The organism is Prevotella sp. RM4 (assembly GCF_000701965.1).
GTDB classification, from domain to species: Bacteria; Bacteroidota; Bacteroidia; order Bacteroidales; family Bacteroidaceae; genus Prevotella; species Prevotella ruminicola.
In genome coordinates, this window is the sequence record NZ_JNKG01000007.1 from 659,908 (window position 1) to 682,812 (window position 22,905).

17 protein-coding genes are annotated in these 22,905 nt (G+C 49.4%); 9 read left to right on the forward strand and 8 right to left on the reverse strand.

Annotated elements, in window-relative coordinates:
• The 5 genes from T499_RS0103980 to T499_RS0104000 form a co-directional block, all read right to left on the reverse strand.
• Complete coding sequence (locus T499_RS0103980; RefSeq protein WP_033149812.1) at positions 1-1,236, reverse strand: phospholipase D-like domain-containing protein; 1,236 nt, start codon at positions 1,234-1,236, stop codon at positions 1-3.
• The gene (locus T499_RS0103985; protein ID WP_157054503.1) at positions 1,233-5,012 is read right to left on the reverse strand and encodes a two-component regulator propeller domain-containing protein; all 3,780 of its coding nucleotides are present in this window, start codon (positions 5,010-5,012) and stop codon (positions 1,233-1,235) included. Before T499_RS0103985 ends, T499_RS0103980 begins: the two co-directional genes overlap by 4 nt.
• A gap of 22 nt (positions 5,013-5,034) precedes the next feature.
• Positions 5,035-5,985, reverse strand: coding sequence for a KpsF/GutQ family sugar-phosphate isomerase (locus tag T499_RS14615; protein WP_013065130.1), 951 nt, complete (start codon positions 5,983-5,985; stop codon positions 5,035-5,037).
• Between the two features lie 9 nt (positions 5,986-5,994).
• Positions 5,995-6,759 carry a 3-deoxy-8-phosphooctulonate synthase gene (gene kdsA / locus T499_RS14620; RefSeq protein WP_028907204.1) on the reverse strand — a complete coding sequence of 255 codons (765 nt, stop codon included), beginning with the start codon at positions 6,757-6,759 and terminating at the stop codon, positions 5,995-5,997.
• A 96-nt stretch (positions 6,760-6,855) separates the two neighbouring features.
• Positions 6,856-9,192, reverse strand: coding sequence for a mechanosensitive ion channel domain-containing protein (locus T499_RS0104000; protein WP_052173358.1), 2,337 nt, complete (start codon positions 9,190-9,192; stop codon positions 6,856-6,858).
• Between the two features lie 121 nt (positions 9,193-9,313).
• Between T499_RS0104000 and T499_RS0104005 the strand changes: the two genes are divergently transcribed.
• Positions 9,314-10,159 (forward strand): hypothetical protein, encoded by an 846-nt coding sequence (locus tag T499_RS0104005; protein WP_013064891.1) that lies wholly within the window; start codon positions 9,314-9,316, stop codon positions 10,157-10,159.
• Positions 10,160-10,162: 3 nt separating this feature from the next.
• Here the strand turns inward: T499_RS0104005 and T499_RS0104010 are convergent, their stop codons facing one another.
• Both T499_RS0104010 and T499_RS0104015 read right to left on the reverse strand, forming a co-directional pair.
• Positions 10,163-11,137, reverse strand: a complete 975-nt coding sequence (locus T499_RS0104010) for a hypothetical protein (RefSeq protein ID WP_033149815.1) — start codon at positions 11,135-11,137, stop codon at positions 10,163-10,165.
• A gap of 164 nt (positions 11,138-11,301) precedes the next feature.
• The gene (locus T499_RS0104015) at positions 11,302-13,311 is read right to left on the reverse strand and encodes an alpha-L-arabinofuranosidase C-terminal domain-containing protein (RefSeq protein ID WP_033149816.1); all 2,010 of its coding nucleotides are present in this window, start codon (positions 13,309-13,311) and stop codon (positions 11,302-11,304) included.
• Positions 13,312-13,472: 161 nt separating this feature from the next.
• On the opposite strand from T499_RS0104015, the gene T499_RS0104020 reads away from it, so the two are divergent.
• Genes T499_RS0104020 through T499_RS0104030 form a run of 3 tightly spaced genes read left to right on the forward strand, consistent with a single transcriptional unit; the run spans position 13,473 to position 17,160 of the window.
• Entirely contained in the window at positions 13,473-15,308 is a 1,836-nt protein-coding gene (locus T499_RS0104020) for a sensor histidine kinase (protein WP_033149817.1), read from the forward strand.
• A 2-nt stretch (positions 15,309-15,310) separates the two neighbouring features.
• Positions 15,311-16,792: a D-xylose transporter XylE gene (gene xylE / locus T499_RS0104025; protein WP_033149818.1), complete on the forward strand. Its 1,482-nt coding sequence runs from the start codon at positions 15,311-15,313 to the stop codon at positions 16,790-16,792.
• Between the two features lie 11 nt (positions 16,793-16,803).
• Positions 16,804-17,160 carry a response regulator gene (locus T499_RS0104030; RefSeq protein ID WP_033149819.1) on the forward strand — a complete coding sequence of 119 codons (357 nt, stop codon included), beginning with the start codon at positions 16,804-16,806 and terminating at the stop codon, positions 17,158-17,160.
• Between the two features lie 30 nt (positions 17,161-17,190).
• Here the strand turns inward: T499_RS0104030 and T499_RS0104035 are convergent, their stop codons facing one another.
• Positions 17,191-18,996: a DNA polymerase III subunit gamma/tau gene (locus tag T499_RS0104035; RefSeq protein ID WP_013064648.1), complete on the reverse strand. Its 1,806-nt coding sequence runs from the start codon at positions 18,994-18,996 to the stop codon at positions 17,191-17,193.
• A 144-nt stretch (positions 18,997-19,140) separates the two neighbouring features.
• Between T499_RS0104035 and T499_RS0104040 the strand changes: the two genes are divergently transcribed.
• The 5 genes from T499_RS0104040 to T499_RS0104060 all read left to right on the forward strand — a co-directional run bounded on the left by T499_RS0104040 (position 19,141) and on the right by T499_RS0104060 (position 22,855).
• Positions 19,141-19,500, forward strand: a complete 360-nt coding sequence (locus T499_RS0104040) for an FtsB family cell division protein (RefSeq protein ID WP_052173359.1) — start codon at positions 19,141-19,143, stop codon at positions 19,498-19,500.
• A complete protein-coding gene (locus tag T499_RS0104045) occupies positions 19,484-19,882 on the forward strand; it encodes a hypothetical protein (protein WP_033149820.1) in 399 nt (132 codons plus the stop codon). Before T499_RS0104040 ends, T499_RS0104045 begins: the two co-directional genes overlap by 17 nt.
• A 90-nt stretch (positions 19,883-19,972) precedes the next feature.
• Positions 19,973-20,746 carry a DUF4369 domain-containing protein gene (locus T499_RS0104050; RefSeq protein WP_013063767.1) on the forward strand — a complete coding sequence of 258 codons (774 nt, stop codon included), beginning with the start codon at positions 19,973-19,975 and terminating at the stop codon, positions 20,744-20,746.
• Positions 20,712-22,043 carry a dihydroorotase gene (locus T499_RS0104055; protein ID WP_033149821.1) on the forward strand — a complete coding sequence of 444 codons (1,332 nt, stop codon included), beginning with the start codon at positions 20,712-20,714 and terminating at the stop codon, positions 22,041-22,043. The genes T499_RS0104050 and T499_RS0104055 overlap by 35 nt, the downstream gene beginning before the upstream one ends.
• On the forward strand, positions 22,040-22,855 hold the full coding sequence (locus tag T499_RS0104060) for a vitamin B12 dependent-methionine synthase activation domain-containing protein (protein ID WP_033149822.1): 816 nt from the start codon (positions 22,040-22,042) through the stop codon (positions 22,853-22,855). The genes T499_RS0104055 and T499_RS0104060 overlap by 4 nt, the downstream gene beginning before the upstream one ends.
• The last annotated feature ends 50 nt before the right edge of the window (positions 22,856-22,905 follow it).

Here is a 22,905-nt window from a genome sequence, read left to right on the forward strand (position 1 = left end):
TTACATAAATGGGGTAAATAATTGGGCAAACCAGCCACGGAATTTCTGCCAGCCTGTACGGAACTTGTTCCACTCGTTGGGCGTTAACAGCACGCTTTTCTTGGTGTCGCGTATAAACATATCCTGCAGTTCCTTGGTTACCTGCTTGTTAATAATCAGCGCATTCACCTCGTAGTCGTATCGTAGGCTGCGTGCATCCAGGTTGGTACTGCCCACGGTGCAGAACCGGCCATCCACCATCATAATCTTTGAGTGGTGGAATCCGGGCTGATACAGCCAGATGTTGGCCCCCTTCTTCATCAGCTTGTGTACGTTGTAGAATACGGCATCGGGCGTTAAGGGGATATCGCTCTTGGCCGATACTAGGATATCAACCTTTACCCCACGCTTGATGGCACGGTGAATAGCCTTTTTCACAGATGGTGTGAGTGTAAAGTAGGGGTTGATAATCTGGATGGAATCCTGTGCATCGTCGAGCGCCGAGATGTAGAACTGGCGCATGATCTTATTGGTTTTGTTTGGCTCGCGATTAGCGATACCAACCATCTTGTTGCCTTTGTCCTGACCCTGATAGTATTTAGGATCGTTCAACTGTTCCTTGGTTACCTTCTGCCAGATACGGGCAAAGATATCCTGCAGCTCGTTAACTACAGGTCCCTCAATGCGGCAATGCATATCGCGCCATTCGCCCACCTGCTTGGTGCCCACAATATAGTAATCGGCCACGTTCATACCGCCTGTATAGGCAATACGACCGTCGATCACTACTATCTTACGATGATCGCGAGGCCAGATGTGGTTTACCCAGGGAAAACGCACTGGGTCGTACTCGTGGATGTCGATGCTGTCGGCACGCAGACTCTTGATGTGATGTTTCTTCAGTGGCTGGTTGTTCGAGTCGTTACCAAACCCGTCGAACAGCGCACGTACCTCAACACCCTGCTTGCGCTTCTCACGCAGTATGTCGAACAGCAGCGAGGCTATCGAGTCGTTGCGAAAATTAAAATACTCAAGGTGTACACTGCTCTTGGCCTGTCGGATATCCTCGAACAAAAGGTCGAACTTATCCTTACCCGACATAATCAGTTGTACCTCGTTATGTGGGTAGAAGTTAATACCAACAGTTTTCATTTGGCTCACTATCAGCGAGTCGCTTGTCTGAGCTTTTCCAATCAGAGAAATCAGCAGGAATAGCATGGTGGCTATTCCTGTCTGATGTAGTTTACTTGATATCATTTACGATGTTTCAATCTGTATTCGAGTGGCGTCATGCCGAACTTTTCCTTGAAGATGTTGATGAAGTTCTCGGCAGTCATAAATCCAATGTTCGACGCCAACTCACTCATGTTAATATTAGTGCGCTTCAGCAGAATGCAGGCGTGTTTCAGTCGCATGTCTCTCACGAGTTCTGCTGGTGTTTTGCTTGTAAGGCTGCGTACACGGTGGAAGAAAGGTACACGTCCCATTCCCATGGCATTGGCCATCTCTTCCAGACTAATCTGTCCGCGGCTCATATTCTGTAATACGTATTGCTCAATGTTCTTCAGCAGCTGAAGGTCCATAGCGTCCATCATCGAGAAGTCGTTACCGCCACCTTCCTCTTCGTCGTCGATGCCCTTGATACCCTCAGGCAGGTTGCTGGTTGTTGCCTGACTGCGTGGGTTCTTAACCACTGTGTCTACCTTGTTCATGGGGTCGTCGGCACTAACCTCGGCCAGTGCAGTGGCGCTTATCTCGCCAGCATCCATTGTCTCAGTAGCTGTGGTCATACTGCTACTCTGGCCTTCCAGTCGGCGTGTCTCCGCACCCTCAATCAGGTTGCTGTCCATCTGTACGGCACCCAATCCCAGTACCTTATTGAATCGCATCGTGGCCTCCTGCATGTTGAATGGCTTGGCCAGATAGTCATCGGCACTCAGGGTGATATTCTTCGAGCGCATATCCTGAGGTGTCAGTACGGTGTCGGTCATCAGGATAAACTTCATGTTCTGAGTAGCGTAGTTGGTCTTCAACTGGTTACACAGGTCGCTACCAGTCATACCAAACATATCCTGCTTACAAACCACCAGGTCGCACTTAATCTGCTCCAGATCCTCGGCTGCTTTCTCAATGTCGTTATAAACGTGGAAGTTATAAACAAATCTCAGTCGTGCACCAGCAAACTCCAGGAACTCCTCGTTGTCATCAATCATGATAACGGTGAACTTCGAGGTAGGCGAGTCGATAGCAGCACGTGAGTGAGTAGATTCTGATGTCAGAACGTCGCTGGCAATCTCTGGCAACTCAATCTCACCCTTGCTGTTGATGGTCAGGCGGTCCTGAACCATATTCTTAGCGCGCTCCTCTGGGTGTTCCAGGTTCATCTGCATATCAGCCACACGTGTGATAATCTGCAGCATCTGTGAATGTAGGGCATTCAGCTGCTCTTTCTCCTCAAGCGTTTTCTCTTTCTCCGACAGGTTACCGATGATAGATGTCATACGAGCCATAGGCTGTCGCAAGTCGTCGCTCGCAGCCTTAATTTCCTCGCGCTGCAACTGCAGTTCCTTAATCACAGCCTCCTTACGGTGCTTGATGGCTTTAAGCTGATTGATACCTATGCGCCAGAAATAGATGATTACTGCCAGCACAATCAGATAGGCTGTTATCATCCACCACGACAGCAGGAAGTGGCGCTCTACGTTGATTTCAAGTACACGCTCCTGGTTACTTACTGCACCCTCGGCGTTGATGGCTTTTACGTGCAGATAGTACTTTCCTGCCGACAGGTTGTTGAAGTTTACACCATGCGACAGCGCGTCACCATGATGCCAGTCTTCGTCTCGACCTTCCATCCAGTACATAAACTGCAGGCGCTCGCTCTGGTTGTAGTTACCAGCAGCAAACTTGATGCTGAATGTGTTCTGGTTGTGAGCCAGATCGATACGGCTGGTTTCGTTCAGAGCCTGAGTAAGTATCACCTTGCCATGATACTCATGACCGGTAATAATCTCTTCTTCGCCAATAAACAGCTGGGTGAGCATCACACGTGGCAGGTCCTCCTTCTCGGCACCATCTCTGTGCAGTACCCAGTTCACACCATACAGTCCGCCCAGCAATACTTCGCCATCCTGTTTGGTAAGGATAGCACCGGTATTAAACTCGTTGCTCTGCAAACCATCGGCTGTGCTGTAGTTGTACAGACCGTAGTTGTTCACACCGTCCTCGTGGTTACGCTGTATCACGATACGGCTCACACCACGGCTTGTGGTTACCCAGATGCAGTGGTTCTTATCCTCGGCAATACCGCAGATGTTATTATTACACAAGCCCTGCTTCTCGGTCAGATAGTCGAGCTCGTCGGTCTCTAAGTTCAGTATGTTCAGTCCCTCGCGAGTACCAACCCAAATCAGTCCGCGCGAATCCTGGAATATCTGTGTAATGTAGTTGTTGGTAAAGCTCTTCAGGTTGGTGCTGTTACCTGTCAGAACCTTCTTCTCGGTTGTCGAGAGGTTCAGGATAATCAGTCCCTCGCTGGTACCTACCAACAGGTTGTTGGCATTGGCATCCTGCTTGTAGAACAAGCTGGTAATGCTGTTGGTGCTCAACTTGCCGTTCTCGCGTGTGTAGCTCGAGAACGAGTTCATGCGTGGGTTGTACACCTGCAGACCACCGTTGGTGGCTATCCACAGGTTACCAATCTTATCGCATGTCAGGGCGTTGATATGGTCGTCGATAATGGTGCGAACGCTGTCCTTCGATACCGAGTAGATGGTTGATACGCCATCCTTGATTCGTGTCAGACCATTACGCTTCGAACCAATCCAGATACTTCCATCAGGGGTGTTGCTCATGCACGACACCTTCAAACTGGCCAACTTGCCATCGAAACCTATCACACCTCGGTCGCTTGTACCGTACCAGATAGTGCCATTGGGATGTTGTGCCATAGCGGTTACATCGCCCATCAGGTCGGAACCAAAGCGGTAGATATACTTACCGGTATAGGCCACACCCGATTTCTCGGTTCCTACCCATAGCAAACCAGTATCGTCCATATACAGACTCTGGATGCTGGTATGGTCTTTTACCCATTGCTGCTCGTTGATGTTCTTAGGCTGAACCTCCTGATACTCGAAGGTCTTGGGGTCAAAGCGAATCAGTCCTAACTGGTCGCTACCAACCCAGATGCTACCAGCGCTACTGGCCATGCCGTTGATGTTACGATCCACACCCAGACCGGTTACACCCAGCTTCTCGCCCATGGTGTAGTCCCAAGTGTCCTTCTGCTTGTCGTACATCACCAGAGTTCCCTGTCCATACAACCAGATGTTGTCATTCACGTCGGCGTAGGCACGCAGCGATTTGGTGCGATGATCTCTCAGTGCAGGTATTCCCTCTTTTACCCAGAGTGTGCTCTGCTGGTGCATCACATCACAGCAGGCTATCTTACCATCGTCGTAAACTATCAGGGCGCCTTCCTTACATTCACTGATTGAGCAAACCACGCCTTGTGGCACACCCTTAGCATCGTCGGTATAACCAAACTCGTGCAGTGTTTGCTGCTGCTGGTTATAGCAAACCACACCTTTGTTAGGAATGGCTCCCCAAAGATTCTTGTGCTTATCTACATATACCACCGATGGGATGGTCTCGATACCCATGCGTGCAAAGGCTTGCTTCATATCGCGCTCGAAGCTCTCTGTCTGCGGGTGGTAGATGCAGTAGCCCGAGGCTGTTTCGATGAGCAGGTTGCCATCGAGTGTTTCCTGGATAGAGTTGATATAGCTATCGCTCAGCGAGCTACCGTTCTGTGAGTCGCTCTGGAAGTTACGGAAGGTGTATCCGTCGAAGCGGTACAAGCCTGCTGGGGTACCAAACCACATGTAACCTCGAGAGTCCTTCAATATGCAGTTCACCTGACTGGATGTCAGTCCATCGCGGGCTTCCAGTGTTTTAAACAGATAGGCAGCCACCACTCCTAGTGGAATGATGAGCATTAAGGCGATTAGTATTTTCTTTATAGTCTTCATATCGTTCACTGTTCACTCTTCACTAAATCATGCACGAGTAATGGTCAACCACTCCTAGCAGGTGGTTTTCGCCATCGGTAACAAGTACTGAGTGTACTTTGTATTGGTTCATGATTCGTTGAATCTCTGTTATCTTTGTATCAGGTTTTACCATCTTTGGCGTACGTGTCATAATGTCGCTCACGGTACGATCGAAGAACTGGGCCTGCCATTTCTCCATAGCGCGACGGATGTCACCATCGGTAATCAGACCAACAATCTCGTTGTTCACCATCGCGATACCCAGACCTAACTTGGCCTTGCTCACTAAGATGATGGCCTCGCCCAGATGCATCTCTGGTGGCAATACAGGCATGTCCTCTGTACGCATCACATCCTGAGCCGTTGTCAGCAAGCGCTTACCAAGCTCGCCACCAGGGTGGAACTGAGCAAAGTCGCGTGGCTGGAAGTTACGCTTTTCCATCAAGGCAATGGCCAGCGCATCGCCCATCGTCAGCTGTGCTGTAGTACTGCTGGTAGGAGCCAGATTCAGTGGACAAGCTTCTTTCTCAACCTGCACGTTCAGGTGATAGGTAGAATATTTGGCCAACAACGATTTGGGGTTGCCGCTCATGCCGATGATAGGTATCTGCATATGTAGTACCATGGGGATGAAACGCAGCAGTTCGTCTGTCTGACCTGAGTTTGATATGGCTAGTACCACGTCGTCCTGTGTCATTACACCTAAGTCGCCGTGGAATACATCCAGAGGGTTTGTAAAGAACGATGGGGTGCCTGTGCTCGACAGGGTGGCTGCAATCTTGGCACCGATATGGCCGCTCTTGCCCACGCCTGTTACGATTACCTTGCCTTTGCAGTTCAGAATCAGCTCTACAGCCTTGTCGAAGTTCTCGTCCAGCTGTGGAATCAGACTCAGCACTGCCTCCGCCTCGTCCTTAATACATTGTATTGCGATATCTCTTGTAGTCTTCATTTTAATCCTTTAATCTTCAATCAGCTTCTTTACCAGGGGCTCGAAGTTGGCGAGTTCTAACATGTTGGCTGCATCGCTGAGGCCTTGATCGGGAGTGGGGTGTACCTCGAAGAAGTAACCTGTGGCACCAAAGGCCTTGGCAGCCAATGCCATCTGTGGTACAAAACGGCGATCGCCACCAGTCTTACCATCACTGCCACCTGGGCGCTGAACACTATGTGTACAGTCCATGATAACCGTTGGTACAATCTCCAGCATGTCAGGGATGTTACGGAAGTCAACCACCAGGTTGTTGTAGCCCATCATGTTGCCACGTTCTGTCAACCAAACCTCCTTGGCACCTGCGTCCTTGGCTTTACCTACAGGGTAAACCATATCCTTACCCGAAAGGAACTGGGCTTTCTTGATGTTTACTACAGCACCTGTCTTGGCTGCAGCAACAATCAGATCGGTCTGTCGGCACAGAAAAGCCGGTATCTGAATCACGTCGCATACCTCGCCAACGGGCTTAGCCTGCCAGCTCTCGTGAATATCAGTCAGAATACGCAAGCCGTACTTCGACTTGATATCTGCCAGCATCTGCAGTCCACGGTCGATGCCTGGGCCACGGAATGAGGTAATCGATGTACGGTTAGCCTTGTCGAACGAGGCTTTGAAGATGATGTCGGTACCATGTGTTTTATTGATACTCACCAATTCCTGCGCTACCGTGTCGAGCAGTTCAGCCGACTCGATAACGCAAGGTCCTGCTATGATAGTTGTCATTTTGCTCATAATTATGCTGCAAAAATACGCATTTTCTCTAAATCCGCCAAATTATTTATTAATAATTTTAGTTTTGCCTACGGATTATACGGAAATTACAACTTTTTATCCGTTGATTATGTGTACATCGTGCTGTGGGAATGGGATCGAGATGTGATGCTCGTTCAGCGTGTCGTAAACGCACTTAAGTACCTCGCTGATAACGTATGTGCGCTTAGGAGCCTCGGCCCAGATAGCCAGCTTGAAGTTCACGCTCGAGTCGGCCATTTCGGTAGCCACGCACTTGGCCTGTTTCTCAGGGTCGATATACTGGTTGTGCATGGCGTTTACAGCTGCTTCAACCAAGTTGGTTACCTCTTTCAGGTTCGAGCCATAGGCCACACCGAATGGGATAGTGGTGAGCACATAACCATGATTACGCGTCAGGTTCTTGTAATTTTTAGTGAACAACTGGGCGTTCTGGAAGGTAATCACCTCACCCTGAATTGATTCTATCACCGTTGAGGTGTAGCTGATAGATACCACCTTACCCATGGTGCCATCCACATCAATCCAGTCGCCCACTTTTATGCGTCCTGCCATCAGCGAGGCGCCATAGTAGATATTCTCGATGATATCTTTCGAGGCGAAACCGATACCTGTTGATAAGCCGCCTCCCAGGGCAAGCATCCAGTAGATACTGATGTTAAGCAGCGATAGCGAGAACATCAGCCAGATGCCCCATACCAGCACCTGTATTACGTTGCGTCCCATCACCTCCTTGCTGGCGGCTGTCGAAGGATCGCTTATCTGGTAGTGCATTTTCAGGAATGCCAGAATTGTCTTGGATACGTAACGGAACAGGAACCACGAGTTAATCACCATAATCAGTTTTACCAGCGATATCTGCAGGTTAGGCGTGTCGATAACAGGGTACATGAATATTCTCACACACATATCCGTGAGGTTGAACACCTTGGCAGCCCAGTAGATACTCAGCAGGATGGAGTGTACACCCAGTACAGGCATGCCCACTTTCTCAACCAGATAGTACCACCACGTCTGCGTTATGGGCTTGTCGGTCAGTCGTTTACGCTTAGCGTATATCTCCAGGTAACGACTGATACAGGTGATGGTAAGGATACATGTGAGCTGCATAATCCACCAGATGATGAGCTGTACGGCAAACAGCGTGTAACCTATCATCGAGCATACTACCGAAGCTACGAACACGATGAGCGATACGTAGGTGTAGAAGATGTCGCTACGTGGAATGTTCTGATTGTGGCGACGTATTACCAGCCATTGCCACAGCGCACACAGCAGCAGGATAGGAGGCAGTACCAGGTTTACCAGCTCGTTAGGAATCAGGATGATGCGACATCCGATAACTATGAATCCTACTGCAATCAATGGTGCGTAGATACGGAAGGCACTCTTTATCTGGTCGCCTTTCACACGCAGCAACAGTGAGAACAATACCACGCCCAGCAGCCACGAGTACTCTACCAGCAGTCCAGAGGCCATAATCAGGAAGTTCTGATTAGAGTTGTTGATTACCAGTCCCTGTATGATGGCAAAGGTTACCGTAGTGGTTGCCATGATAATGCATGCACGCTTTTTCTTGAACTCCTCGGTCTTTACCTTGTTGGGGAGTATGAACTTGAAGAACAGCAGGTTGAGTATGATAGATACGATGACGTAGAACACGATACCCAGGAACATACCGAATATCCACTGCGGACTCCATTGTGAGTTGGCATTGGCATTAAAGCTGTACTTTTTCTGTATGTTGTCGGTCATCTGTTGCCATCGGCGACCTAAGTTCTTTAGCAGGGTGGGGTAGCTGTCGCCACCATTAATGAAAATGCTCTGCTGTATGTCCGAATAGCGTTTCTGGGCGTACTCGTTCAGCTCGCTCAAACGGTTTTCGGCTTTTGTGTACAGATAGATGTTTCTACGCAGTATATTGGCGTTCACCTCCAGTTTCTCACGGATGCTCTGGGCCAGTACCAGACAAGAGTCGCGATTGCTGGTACCATATTTGGTCATAATGCGTGTAGGGATACCTTGCAGATGGTTTATCAGACTGTCGTATCTGACAATCTCACCCTCGGTTTTCTCCAGGAAACTGGTAAAAGGCAGTTGCTGTCTATGAAAATCGCGATACTGCTGTGTGGCCTCATGACAGGCATAAGTCAGGTCGAACACATTATCCTGCTGCTGCGAGTACAGCATCAGTGCGTTCTGGTCGGCTCGCTTCATGGTGCCCATCAACTGCTGTATCAGTCGTTTGGCGCGATCCCTGCGTGCTGTCGAACGTCGGTCCAGTTCGTTGTTGTATTGCTTCAGTTCAGTACGCAGAATACCCAACGTCTGTTCCAGATCCTTCTCCTTCAGTACCGCGCGAGCCTCGGTAACGATGGCCAATGCGAATATACAAAATACCAATAATCTTTTCATAATCAGCTAAAGTTCTTTTTATTCTGCTTGCAAAATTACTCTTTTTTTCTTTATTTTCTGCAAGTTCTCCAAATTTTTTGTTACTTTTGCACCAAAATGAACGCTTTAACATTGCTTAGTTATGAAACTGATAGCCGATAGTGGCAGTACAAAGACCGATTGGGTTTGTATTAATGCCGATAACTCTATTCAACCTGTTGAGGCCCATACCGTGGGTCTGAATCCATTCCATATGTCAGACGACGAGTTCCGTCAGGTGCTTGTGCGCGACCTGCTTACCCAGTTGGGTGATGTAGAGATTACTGATGTATATTTTTATGGTAGTGGTGTGCGCCCTGAGGTTGAGGAGCGTGTAACAGGTTTGCTGCGTGAGGCATTCCCTGCGGCTCAAACCATCGAGGCTCATAGCGATATGTTAGGCGCTGCCCGTGCCTTGTGCGGTCGTACTTCGGGTATAGCATGTATTCTTGGAACAGGTGCAAACTCGTGTGTTTACGATGGTCATAAGATCGTTCACAACACCCCCGCTCTGGGTTATATTATTGGCGATGAGGGTAGTGGTGCTGTGTTAGGTAAGCATTTGATTCACGACATCTATACAGGCGTTCTGTCGCAGCGTGTGCGTAATATGTTTGAACAGGAAACAAAACTCAAATTGTCGGATATTATTGATAAGGTTTACCGTCAGCCACAGCCTAATCGTTTCCTGGCTTCATTCTCTGAGTTTATTCATCGCCATCTCGACGATGATGGTATCCGTGAGATGGTTTACAGCGCTTTCAGTGATTTTGTAAATTTGCATCTTTCTCGCTATGGTCGTCCCGAACTGCCCGTATCGTTTGTAGGCAGTATAGCTTGGTACTATCAGGCACAATTAAGCCTAGTGCTGCAAACACTAGGCTATCATTTGGGTACTATATTAAAGAGTCCCTTAGAAGGCTTGATAACCTATCATCAGGACTCTTAATCATTAGTTCATGTTCAGGCGCTCAACCTCGAAGTCGGCTGCTGAGAACCACTTTGAGTTGTAGGCTTTTCCAGTGAAGCTCTTATCGGTTGTCACACCGAATACCAGTGTATCATCGTCCTTCACCTCGATGGTAACTACTACCTTACTCCAGCCAAAGCCCTCGCCGTTGTTGGCTTCCTTGATGTCTGAACCCTCAGGAGCATTCTCCCACAGTTCACCACCGCTGTTGCCATAGTGAGGAACCTCAACCAGTTTCAGGCCGCTCTTCTTGCTGGTTGTAGTTGCAAAGATGTAACAGCCGTTACCCTCGGCACGTGCGCTACAGATTATGCGGTATGTACCTGGCTCAACAGGCATGCGCTTCTCTGCGTGGTAAACCTGCTGTCCTGCAGGGTTCCAAGCATCCAGATATGCGTGCTCGGTGTCGCCTGTGTAGTACTCGCCCTTACGTACGTAGTTGTCGTTACAGTGCTCGTGCTTAACCAGAGTCCAACCGTTCTTAATCAAGTAGTTCTTGCTAAACTCATCCATCTGTGTGCCCATATAGGTGTTGCGATCCTCGTCCTGAGGTACCAGAGCCTTCTCTGTAGCATCGAAAATACTCTTGGTAGTGGGCAGCAATACGCAGAGTGATACCACGAAGATGGCACCTACTGCAATCTGCTCAATACGCTTCATGGGTGCAATGTTGAATGTAGCTCTGCCGATAGCGTGCAGCAGGGCATAGATAGCAGCCAACAATGTTGTTGCGAGTGTAAATACGTAAGTTGTAAGTACGCCTGGGTTGCTAGCTTCCATTGCGTCAAGTCCAAGTTTCTTGAATGTAAATGGCAGTTCCATTCCCTCTGGAGCCATTCTTACACCGATAATGTCCATGGCCAGCATAATCATGGGGATTACAGCAAAGATGCCGACTGTAATCAGAATTCCAGCCACTACTTTTGTACAAATGCTAATAATTTCTTTCTTATCCATATAGTTGTATAACATGTTTTCAACCTGCAAAATTACATATTTTATTACTAACTTTCTGTATGTAATATGACTATTTTAGAATATTTAACTGAACGCGCGCCCGTATCTATAAAAAAGAATCCCGCTGTTTAGCGGGACTCTTGATGATGTTGCGATATACTTGATTACTTTTTAATCTTGTAAATGCGGAAGCTTTTAGCTGGCAGATTATCGTTGATAACCGCAGCCTGCTTGCCTGCCTCTACCTGGCATGTGCCTGGCTGAGGGATAATCTTCTCGGGCTGATCCAGGGTGTTCTCGTCGTCCATACCATCGTGACAGAGTGTGATGGTGTTGGCTGTACGTGCACCCTTGATGCCCTGCAGCTGAATGCTAACGGGCTGTGTCTGATCGCCAGTGTTTACTACCTTCACAATCACCTCGCCTGTGGCAGCATCCCATACGCTCGATGCAAACAGACCGTCCTGACCAGGCTGACCTGCTACAGGTTTCTTGTCCATTGTCAGCTTCAGTACGTTGGTACCCTTGTTCATGGCATAGAGCTGCTGAACATAGTAGCTAACCGACTTGAACATGCGCAGGTTGTCGTACCAGATAGCGTCTGGACGCCACTGCCAACCCTCAACGTGTGCAAAGAGTGGGGCATAGGTAGCCATGTGTACGATGTCGGCATTACGCTCGATACCGGTCATGTGGGCAGCCTCCAGCAATGATGTATAGTAGTGGTTCCACTTGTGCTTGTTGCTGCCGTGACAGGCATACTCGCCAGCAAATACCTTTGGACCCTTGCGGTCGTATGAGTCGTAACGCAGTCCGTGGCTCAGGAACCACTCCTCGTTGCGATAGTAGTGCTCGTCGTACAGGTCAACCTTCAGCTCCTTCATACGAGGCTGCAGCAGGTCGAAATCCCAACCCTCTGAGTTAGGACCTGTGGTACCGATGAGCTTGATGTTTGGATACTTCTTACGGATGGCGTCGCTGAACTTCTTCAGGCGTGCTGTGAACACAGGTCCAAAACCGCCATGTGCCTCGTCGTAGTCCCACTGCTCGTTACCTACACCCAGATACTTCAGGTTGAATGGCTCTGGATGGCCCATCTCGGCGCGCACCTTACCCCACTTGCTGTCGGCAGGACCGTTAGCAAACTCAATCAGGTCGAGTGCATCCTGGATATATGGCTCCAGATCCTCGAGTGCTACGTGTACACCAGGCTTGGTAGGATCAGGGTTCTGGAACTGACAAGAGAGTCCGCATGAGATGACTGGCAGTGCCTCTGAGCCAAAGTCCTCGCACAGCTGGAAGAACTCAAAGAATCCCAGACCGTAGCTCTGATAGTAATCAGGGAAGTAACGGTTGGTGAATGTATAGTGCCAGCGGTTTTCGTTCAGTGGTCGGTTCTCAACGGGACCTACAGTGTTCTTCCACTGGTAACGTGTGGCCAGATCGGTACCCTCAACGATACAGCCACCAGGGAAACGGAATACGCCTGGGTGCATATCGAACAGGGCCTGAGCCAAGTCCTTGCGCATGCCGTTCTCGCGACCCTTCCAGGTGTCGGTTGGGAACAGACTTACATGCTCTACATCGGTGGTTACCTTGCTATCTGCCCATACGCGCAGGTGCGCCTTGGCAAAGGTAGTCTTTGGCTTCAGTGTGGCTGTGTACTTCTTCCACTCGCTGCCGCTAACCTCTACGCCAGCGTTGCACAGCTTCTGGTCTTCGCCCATGGTGGCATTGTCAACCAGATCGATCCACAGCTTGGCCTTACCGCCATCAGGTACACGGGCCCAAAGCGAGAAACGGTACTCCTGACCGCCCTTAACACCCATGCCGAAGAATCCGCGATTCTCAATCATCGAGTGCTTGTCGCCATGACCTGTAGGCGCCATACGTACGTAGTGAGGATTACGCTCAAAGGGTCCGTCGTCCTTGATGGTTACGTTGCCCGATACATCCCATCCGGCAAAGTGGTTGGGGTACTCAAACGAGCGGTTCATCACCAGTTCGGCATACAGTCCGCCATCAGCCGCAAAGTTGATATCCTCGAAAAAGATACCGTACATAGTGGGCTGTACGGGTGCCCCTAATTTCTTGGTGTTCACGTCGAGAACGTGAGTCTGCGCTCCAGCACTCATACTGGCTGCAAGCAGCAGGATTGTTGATAAATGTTTCATATCTCGTTTTGTAATTAGTTGTCAGCGGGCACAAAAATACATAAAAATTCTGATATTAGTGTAGTTTATACGAAAAATAACATTTTATGCCCGAAAAAGTTTGGCGATTTCGCAGAAAAACGTTACTTTTGCGGAGGATTTTCCAAATAAACCTATTTAGAATGACTTTGAACCATTGGGCTAAATATATCTTATGTACTGCTACACTGTTGGTTACGTTGCCTGCGGTGTCTCAGACAGACTTCTGTAACGACACGGCTAAGCATAGCAAGCTGCGCGATGCGATGTGGGCCGCCTGCTCTCAGGACGACTCTCATAAGGTGTATGCTGCTTGCTGGGCTTATCAGGCTCATTGCATAGAATGTAAGGACAATACCGGCTATTACGACTCGTGGGTATGCGGTGTGATGTATAATCTCGACCGCATGAATATTCACGATGCCTACCATATTGCCAACACCATGAAGGACGACCTGGTACGCCGTCGTGATGTGGTTAAGGACGAGCAGTATCTGGCGCCCAAGATGTTAGGTCATGTGTATAATGCCTGTGGAAATATTCCTGGTGCCCTGAAAGAGTTTGAGAAGGCTATCGAGCTGATTAAAGGTACCAAGTACGAGAAGGACGGACTGAGCTTCCTGTACTTAGGTATGGCGCACATACAGCTTAATAACAATAGTGCAGAAACGCTGAAATGGCTTGATAAGGACTTAGAGGAGCTGGCACGCAATAAGGATCAGAAGGACTATTGGCGTGGACTGACCGATGCCTATGCCATGAAGGCCATCGTGATGTTTAAAAAGCGCAGGTACGCCGATTTCCATAAGTATATCGCTCTGGCCGAGCAGTCGGATGCCAAGAATGCCAATCCTCAGGGCGACATCTTCCTGCCCTATGCCCGTATCTATCAAACGCTGCTCAATGGCAATACCCAGGCAGCCTTAGCCGAGGTAGAGAATCTGTCCAACCTGAAAGAGCGCTATCTGGTAAGTTGCGATATCTATACTTATTTAGGCAATACGGATAAGGCTTTCCTGTTGCAGCGTGAGCTGATGCATACCCGCGACTCTATCACAGGTGTGATTATAGCCGAGAACATCCAGAATCAGGAAGAGGAGATGTTCCTGTTGAACCAGAAGCAGAAGGCTGCCCGTATCATGAACATCGTATTGGTGATAGCCATGGTGCTGGCCTTGATGCTGATAGTTGCGCTGGCCTTATCGATCTATGGTCGCCGCCGCTACCAGGAGATGCTGCTCACCAAGAACAAGGAATTGAAACGCGCTTATAAGCAGGTGGCTGCAGCCGATGAGATGAAAACCGATTTTATCCGTAGTGTGAGTCACGAGATACGTACGCCGCTCAACATCATCAATGGCTTTACCCAAGTGCTGATGGAGCCCAATGCCGAGTTTGAGCCCGAGGAGCGTCAAAGTCTGGCTGACACCATCGGTAAGAACACCCGTCAGATTACATCGTTGGTTAACAAGATGCTGGCTTTGGCTAATGAGCATACCAAGGACCTGCTGAAGGATGTAGAGGAAACCGATGCCCTTGATATCTGCCACAAGGCCCTGAGTGCCATGCCACCAGTTAATCCCGACCGTGTGAGCCTGGAACTGGTAGATCAGGCCGAAGGTCATAGCAAGACGCTCACCACCAACAGCGACAGCTTGCTGCAGATGTTGGGCAACATCCTTGAGAACTCGGCTAAGTTTACCGACGACGGCTATATCCGTCTTATACTCAGCAAAGATAAGAACTACTTCCACTTCACTATCGAGGATACCGGTTGTGGTATTCCGTCGGATAAGATTGGTACCATCTTCAACCGCTTTACCAAGGTAGATGAATTCAAGGAAGGATTAGGACTGGGTCTGGCCTACTGCCACGAAACCGTGGCCAAGTTAGGTGGCACGCTTGTGCTCGATCAGACCTCTGCGGCTGGAACCACCTTTACACTCAGTTTGCCAATTAAACTTAAAACAAATAATTAGTTATGAATCAACAAACAGAACAAGGTAGCAAGGCCTACCTCATTTCAATCGTGATGGTCGCCGTACTTGGCGGTCTGCTGTTCGGATACGACACTGCTGTTATATCCGGTGCAGAAAAGGGATTACAGGCGTTTTTCAAAACAGCGCAGGATTTTGATTACACCGACGGCTGGCATGGTTTTACCTCTGCCTCTGCCCTCATCGGCTGTATCATCGGTTCTGCCATCTCTGGATTCCTGGCCACTAACCTGGGACGTAAAAAGTCGCTTATCGTTGCCGGTTTGCTGTTCTTTATCTCAGCACTCGGCTCAATGGACCCTGAGTTCCTGTTCTTCGAGTACGGTCAGCCCACTTACACACTGGCTCTGATGTTCAACTTCTACCGTGTTATCGGTGGTATCGGTGTAGGTCTGGCTTCGGCCATCTGTCCTATGTACATCGGCGAGGTTGCCCCTTCAAATATCCGTGGTATGCTTGTAAGCTGGAACCAGTTTGCCATTATCTTCGGTCAGCTGGTAGTTTACTTCGTTAACTTCTTTATCCTGGGCGACCACCTGCAGCCACTGGTTGAGGATATCGGTAAGCAGATTGCCGAGATTACCCCTGCTGCACAGTGGACAGTTACTACCGGTTGGCGCTATATGTTTGGTAGCGAGGCTGTACCTGCAGGCTTGTTTGCACTGCTCATCTGCTTTGTACCCGAAACACCACGTTACCTTGTTTCTATTGGCGAGGATAAGAAGGCCGAGGGTATTCTGGCTAAGATCAACGGTACAGCCAAGGCTCAGCAGATTCTGCAGGATATCAAGGATACCATGGTTGTTAAGACCGAGAAGCTGCTCACCTATGGTGCGCTCTGCATCTTTGTGGGTATCATGCTCTCAGTATTCCAGCAGGCTGTAGGTATCAATGCCGTGCTTTACTATGCACCACGTATCTTTGGTGACATGGGAATGGATAACCCCATGATTCTTACTGTATTTATGGGTGTTATTAATATTACGTTCACCCTGGTGGCTGTGTTCACCGTCGAGAAGTGGGGACGTAAGCCTTTGTTGATTAGCGGTTCGTTGGGTATGGCACTTGGTGCCTTTGGTGTGGCAGTTACCTTCGGACATGCCGGACTCGAGATGCTTACAGCTGCATCGCTGTTGGTATATTCGGCTTCGTTCATGTTCTCATGGGGCCCCATCACCTGGGTGCTCATTGCCGAGATTTTCCCCAACACCATCCGTGGTGGTGCTGTAGCTATTGCTGTGGCATTCCAGTGGATTTCAAACTTCATCGTCAGCTCATCGTTCGTGCCCATGTTCAACATGCACCTGAGTGAGGGCGACGACTTTGGTCACTGGTTCACTTACGGACTCTATGGCATTATCTGCGTAGTGGCAGCCCTGTTTGTATGGCGCCTTGTGCCTGAGACCAAGGGTAAGACACTCGAGGATATGAGTAAGATGTGGAAAGATAAACTCACTAACAAATAACTTTTTGACACATGAAAAAGATTTTAATAGCTGAAGACAATGACAGCAATTACGTACTGATGACGTATCTGCTTAAGAAGGATTTTGAGTTTGAACGTGCCAAGAACGGTCAGATTGCAGTTGAGATGGTTGATGCCAATGCTTACGATCTGGTACTGATGGACATTAAGATGCCTGTCATGGACGGCTTGCAGGCCACTCGCCAGATTAAGGAGAAGCATCCCGAGCTGCCTGTTGTAGCCCTTACGGCCAATGCTTTTGATAGCGACCGTACAGCTGCCGAACAGGCTGGATGCTGCGGCTTCCTCTCAAAGCCCGTTAATCGCGATGAGTGCATGGCGCTGCTTAAGAAACTGCTTGGAGATTAATAGAAAGAAAAAGGCTTGAGTCGGAATGACTCAAGCCAATTCTAAATCAAATGCCTGCTGTAGCTTTGCTACGGCAGCATTTTTTTCTGCCATCTGTTCAAACTGCTCGCGTCGTGATAGTATCTTCACGTGTTCCGTTTGTTCGGCTACACGAACAGTTATCTGTATCTGGTTATTGTGCAGATATACCTGCAGTGTTTTGGCAATGCTCTTCTGGATATCCTCAATCTCTTGCTTGATCAGCTCGTTATCCACCACTACCTCAACCGTAGGAAACTCTGTTATCTCAGGGTTCATGTTCTTCATGCGGGTAGCAATACCGCTCAGTTTCTGTGGCATACGGTTACACATGGCCATCCACTGGAATTCCAGATCGGTTTGTGTAAACTGTGCATCGGTAACGGCATCCTGTCCGGTAGGCATGTTAATCGATCCTGGGATGATCTGCATGCCGCCCTTCTGCGGTCCATTATCCTGCTGGCGCAGTTTCTTCCACGAAAAGCCGATGCCACCCAGCGATAGCTTGGGCTTGGCATTGCTTGTAGTGCTTGCCTCGCTGGCAGTGGTGCCAGCCGTCTGGCTTTCGCCAGTTGCTTCTGCAGTAACAGCTGCAGCAGCCGATACAGCAACTTTAGCCGCAGCTACCTGTGGGGCTGCGTTCTTGGGCTTCTGTTGCTGAATCATGTTCTTAAACAGGGATTTCAGTCGTCGGGGCTTGCGCCCCGCACTCGCGCCGTCCTCCGCTGGCTGTGTTATCTGGGCTATCTCAATCAGTGTGAGCTCTACCAGCAGGCGCTTGTTGCTCGACTGGCGGTAGTTAATATCGCACTGGTTCATCAGCTTCAGCGCGTCGTACAGGAATGTTATCTGGCATTTCTTGGCCTGCTCCTCGTAGCGTGCGCGCATCTGGTCGCTCACCTCCAGCAGTGGCAGTGTCTGTGGGTCGCGTGCCATCAGCACGTTACGCACATGCTTAGCCAGACCCTGAATCAGCAGTCCGCCGTCAAAGCCTTTGTTAATCACGCCGTTCAGCAGCACCATAATGTCGCTCACCTTATTATCTATGGCCAGGTCGATAATCTTAAAGTAGTTCTCGCTATCCAGCACGTTCAGGTCCTCAATCACCTTCTCGTAGGTGATGTTGCCCTGACAGAACGATGCTGCCTGGTCGAAGATAGAGAGGGCGTCGCGCATACCGCCATCAGCCTTCTCGGCAATCACTGCCAATGCCTGCTCCTCGTAGGTAATGCCTTCCTGCTCGGCCACATGCTTCAGGTGGTCGATGGTGTTGCGTATGGTCATACGCTCAAAGTCGTATATCTGGCAACGGCTCAGGATGGTAGGCAGTATCTTATGCTTTTCGGTGGTGGCCAGAATGAATATCACGTGTGCAGGTGGCTCCTCCAGCGTCTTCAGGAATGCGTTGAAGGCGGCTGTTGAGAGCATGTGTACCTCGTCGATGATAAACACCTTATACCTGCCCAACTGCGGTGGAATGCGTGTCTGCTCCATCAGGGTCTTGATGTGCTCAACCGAGTTGTTCGATGCGGCGTCGAGCTCAAAGATGTTCAGCGATCGCTGCTCGTTAAAGCTCTGGCACGATTCACACTCATTACAAGCCTCGCCCTCAGCCGTAGGGTGCTGGCAGTTGATGGCCTTGGCAAAGATACGTGCGCAGGTGGTTTTACCCACACCACGCGGTCCGCAGAACAGATAGGCATGAGCCAGCTTCCCACTCTTCACTGCGTTCTTCAGTGTAGTAGTGAGGGCCGCTTGACCTACCACTGTATCAAAGCTCAGCGGACGGTATTTTCTGGCCGAAACGATATATTCCATATTGCTCAATTTAATTTCTTGGTGCAAAGATAGTGAAAATTAGGCACGAATTGCACGAATTAACACGAAATAATAAAAAAAATCGTGTAATTCGCGTAATTCGTGCCTAAAAAAATGTAACTTTGCAGGCAAATTGATGAGCTTATGAAAGTTTTGTTGAGTATTAAGGCTTATGCACTGCTGGTGTGGCGCTCGGTTTACTTTAAGTATGCCGTGGTTTGTATTGTAGGTGTGCTGCTGGTAGGCTTCCTCGACGACAACAGTCTTTGGAGTCATTTCAAGAACCGTCAGCGTATTGCCGAGCTCACAGAGGAGAAGGATCAGTTCGAAGCTGATTTCAACCGCGATCAGGCTCAGATCAAGGAGTTAGACCGTAATCCCAAGGCCATCGAGAAGATAGCGCGCGAACGCTACTTCATGAAGGCCGACGATGAAGATATATTTGTATTGAGCGATGATGATCGCGATGTAAAACCGTTAGAGACTAATGAAAGAGTTGAATAAACTGCAAACCGCCATCTTTCTGTTTGGCGGTATATTAATGGCTGTTGGAGCCGGTACTACATTATTAGGGTGGGGCAGTGCCCCTTATATTTTTGCCATCGGCGCTCTGGGCTTCAGCTCTATGCAGATGCAGCAGCGTTACGAGGGTCAGAACTTCACCATCCGTCGCCTGCGCCGCATGATGCTGCTCAGCGATGTGTTGTTCCTGGTGGCAGCCCTGTTCATGTTTGCCAGCAAAGGCAACTTTTTAGGCTTGAGCTATATTTCCTATATAGAATATGTGTATAACAAATGGGTAATAGTGCTCCTGATTGCCGCTCTGTTGCAGCTTTATTCTATGCACCGAATTGGTAGTGAACTCGAAAAAGAGGCAAAAAAATAATTAAAAGATTGCGCATTTGTTTTAAAATGCGCAAAATTATTTTCATACCTCAATATATAGTTGTAATTTCGCGGCCGAAAACAATATGTTATGAACAAGATATTCTACGCATTACTAACAGCAGTAACTTTCGCATCGTGTGCTGAATCATACAACATTCAGGGCTCAACCTCTGTGTCGGCACTCGATGGAAGTAAGCTTTACCTCAAAACAATGGTCAACGACGAGTTGAAGAATCTCGACTCGTGCGATGTTGTACATGGAAAATTTAAATTCGCCGGCTTGCTCGACACCATCAAGATGGCCAGTCTGTATATGGACGATGAGCCACTCATGATGCCTGTTGTGATTGAGCAGGGCGATATCGAGATACATATCGACAATACCAATCGTACCGTTAGCGGTTCACCTCTCAACGAGAAACTCTACGAGTTTATGAAGCGTCACGATCAGCTGGGCAACGAGCTCAACGAACTCTCGCACAAGCAGAGTCAGATGCTGCTCGAGGGTATCGACGAGAACGTCATCAACCGTCAGCTCTCTGCCGAGGCCAATCGTATCGCCATGCAGGAGGATTCGCTCGTTACCAACTTCATTGTCGATAACTTTGATAATGTACTGGGTCCTGGTGTGTTTATGATGATTACTGGCAGCTACCAGTATCCTATCCTTACTCCCCAGATCGAGGATATTATGAGCAAGGCTACCAAGAAGTTCAAGGCCGATCCTTACGTGAAGCAGTACTACCAGGTAGCTAACGAGATTCAGGCTCGTCAGAACGGACTTGTTGAAGATGTACAACCCACTCCAGCACCAGCTCAAGAAAACAATGAAACGCCTGATTCTACACGGAACGCTCGTTAACGACGCCAACAAATTCGACGGTTCTGTCATCGTCGAAGATTCTAAGATAACTAAGATTGTAGAAGGAAACACCGTCCCGAACGCATCATTCGACGAAGTGATTGATGCTTCGGGATGTTTCGTACTTCCCGGTCTGATTGATGATCATGTGCACTTTCGTGAGCCAGGCTTAACTGCCAAGGCCGATATCGATAGCGAGAGTAGGGCAGCAGCTGCAGGTGGCGTTACCACCTACTTTGATATGCCCAACTGCGTACCGCAGACTACCACCCTCGAGGCCCTCGACGAAAAGTTTAAGCTGGCCGCTCAGAAAAGTCACGTCAACTATAGTTTCTTTTTTGGTGCCACCAACGATAATGTCGGTCTGTTTTCGCAACTCGATGTGCATCGTATTCCTGGCATCAAGCTCTTCATGGGTAGTTCAACGGGTAACATGCTCGTAGATCGTCGTGAGGCTTTAGAGAAGATTTTCTCTACCGCCCAGATGCCTATCATGGTACATTGCGAAGATACCGACATTATTAACCGCAATATGGCCGAGGCTAAGCGCCTGTATGGCGACGACCCTAAGGTAACCCATCACCCCGAGATTCGTAGCGTTGAGGCCTGCTATCAGAGCACCAAACTGGCTGTAGAGCTGGCCCTGAAGCACCATGCCCATCTGCATATTGCCCACCTCACTACGGCCAAGGAGTTAGAGCTAATCCCCCACACCCCACACCCATCACCCATCACCTGTGAGGTGACACCAAGTCACCTCTACTTCTGCGATCGCGATTACAACGCTTTAGGCACCCGTATCAAGTGCAACCCAGCCATCAAGTCGGCAGCCGATCGCGATGCTTTGCGCCAGGCTGCGGCCGATGGACGTATCGCAGTGATTGGTACCGACCATGCTCCCCACCTGTTAGAACAGAAAGAGGGTGGTTGCTGTAAGGCTGCCAGTGGCATGCCCATGCTGCAGTTCTCGTTGGTTACCATGCTTGAGCTGGTTGATAAAGGTGTGCTCACCATCGAGCGTTTGGTTGAGCTGATGTGCCATCGCCCAGCCGATTTGTTCGGTGTGCGTAACCGTGGCTATCTGCGCGAAGGTTATCAGGCCGACATCGTGATTGTGCGTCCTAATGCCGCATGGACTGTAACCAAGGACATCATCCAGAGCAAGTGCGGTTGGAGTCCGATGGAGAACCACACCTACCTGTGGCGTGTTGAGCGGACGCTTTGCAATGGTCATACCGTTTACAAGGATGGCGTTGTAGATACCAACTATATCGGTCAACCCGTTCAGTTTAGATGAAGATTACCTACCGCATATCCGAGCTGGTGCCCTATATCAACTGGGTGTACTACTACTTTGCCTGGCAGGTAAAGGAAGAGGCCGAGAAGCAGCGTATGCACGCCGAAGCCCTTGCCAAGCTGCAGGAGCTGGATGCCCAGTATCAGGTGCATGCCGTGTTCGAGTTGTTCGATGCCCGTAGTCAGGATGATGATATCGAGATCTACCGCACCCAGCTGTGCCCCGATTGTGGCGTTAAGCACCCCGTGCGTGTAGCCACCATCCCCTGTCTGCGCCAGCAGCAAGGCAATCCCCCCTTCATGTGCTTAGCCGATTTTATTTCGCCCAAGGCATCCAAACTTGGCTTGTTCGCCACCACCGTTGATATTGGCTTAGAGACCGATTTTGATGGCGATGTGTATCAGAAGATGCTCACCCAGCTGCTAGCCGACCGTTTGGCCGAAGCCGCTGCCGAGCGCCTGCACGAGCAAGTACGTAAGGAGTATTGGGGCTATGCCAAGGATGAGAACCTGAGCATAGAGGATATGCTCGTCGAGAAGTTCCAGGGTATCCGTCCCGCTGTGGGCTATCCTTCGTTGCCCGATACCAGTTTGAATTTCCTGTTAGATGAGATATTGGATATGAAACAGATTGGCATCCGCCTTACCGAGAGCGGTGCCATGAAGCCCCATGCCAGTGTGAGTGGCATGATGATATCCAATCCAAAAGCCCGTTATTTTGCCATTGGTAAAATCGGCGAAGATCAGTTGCAGGATTACGCCCGCCGCCGCGCCGTCCCCGCCGAAGTCCTCCGCAAATGGCTTAATGTTTAATGTTTCGCTCGAACTTGTTCGCTTGCTACCGAAGGGACGCAAGAATGTTT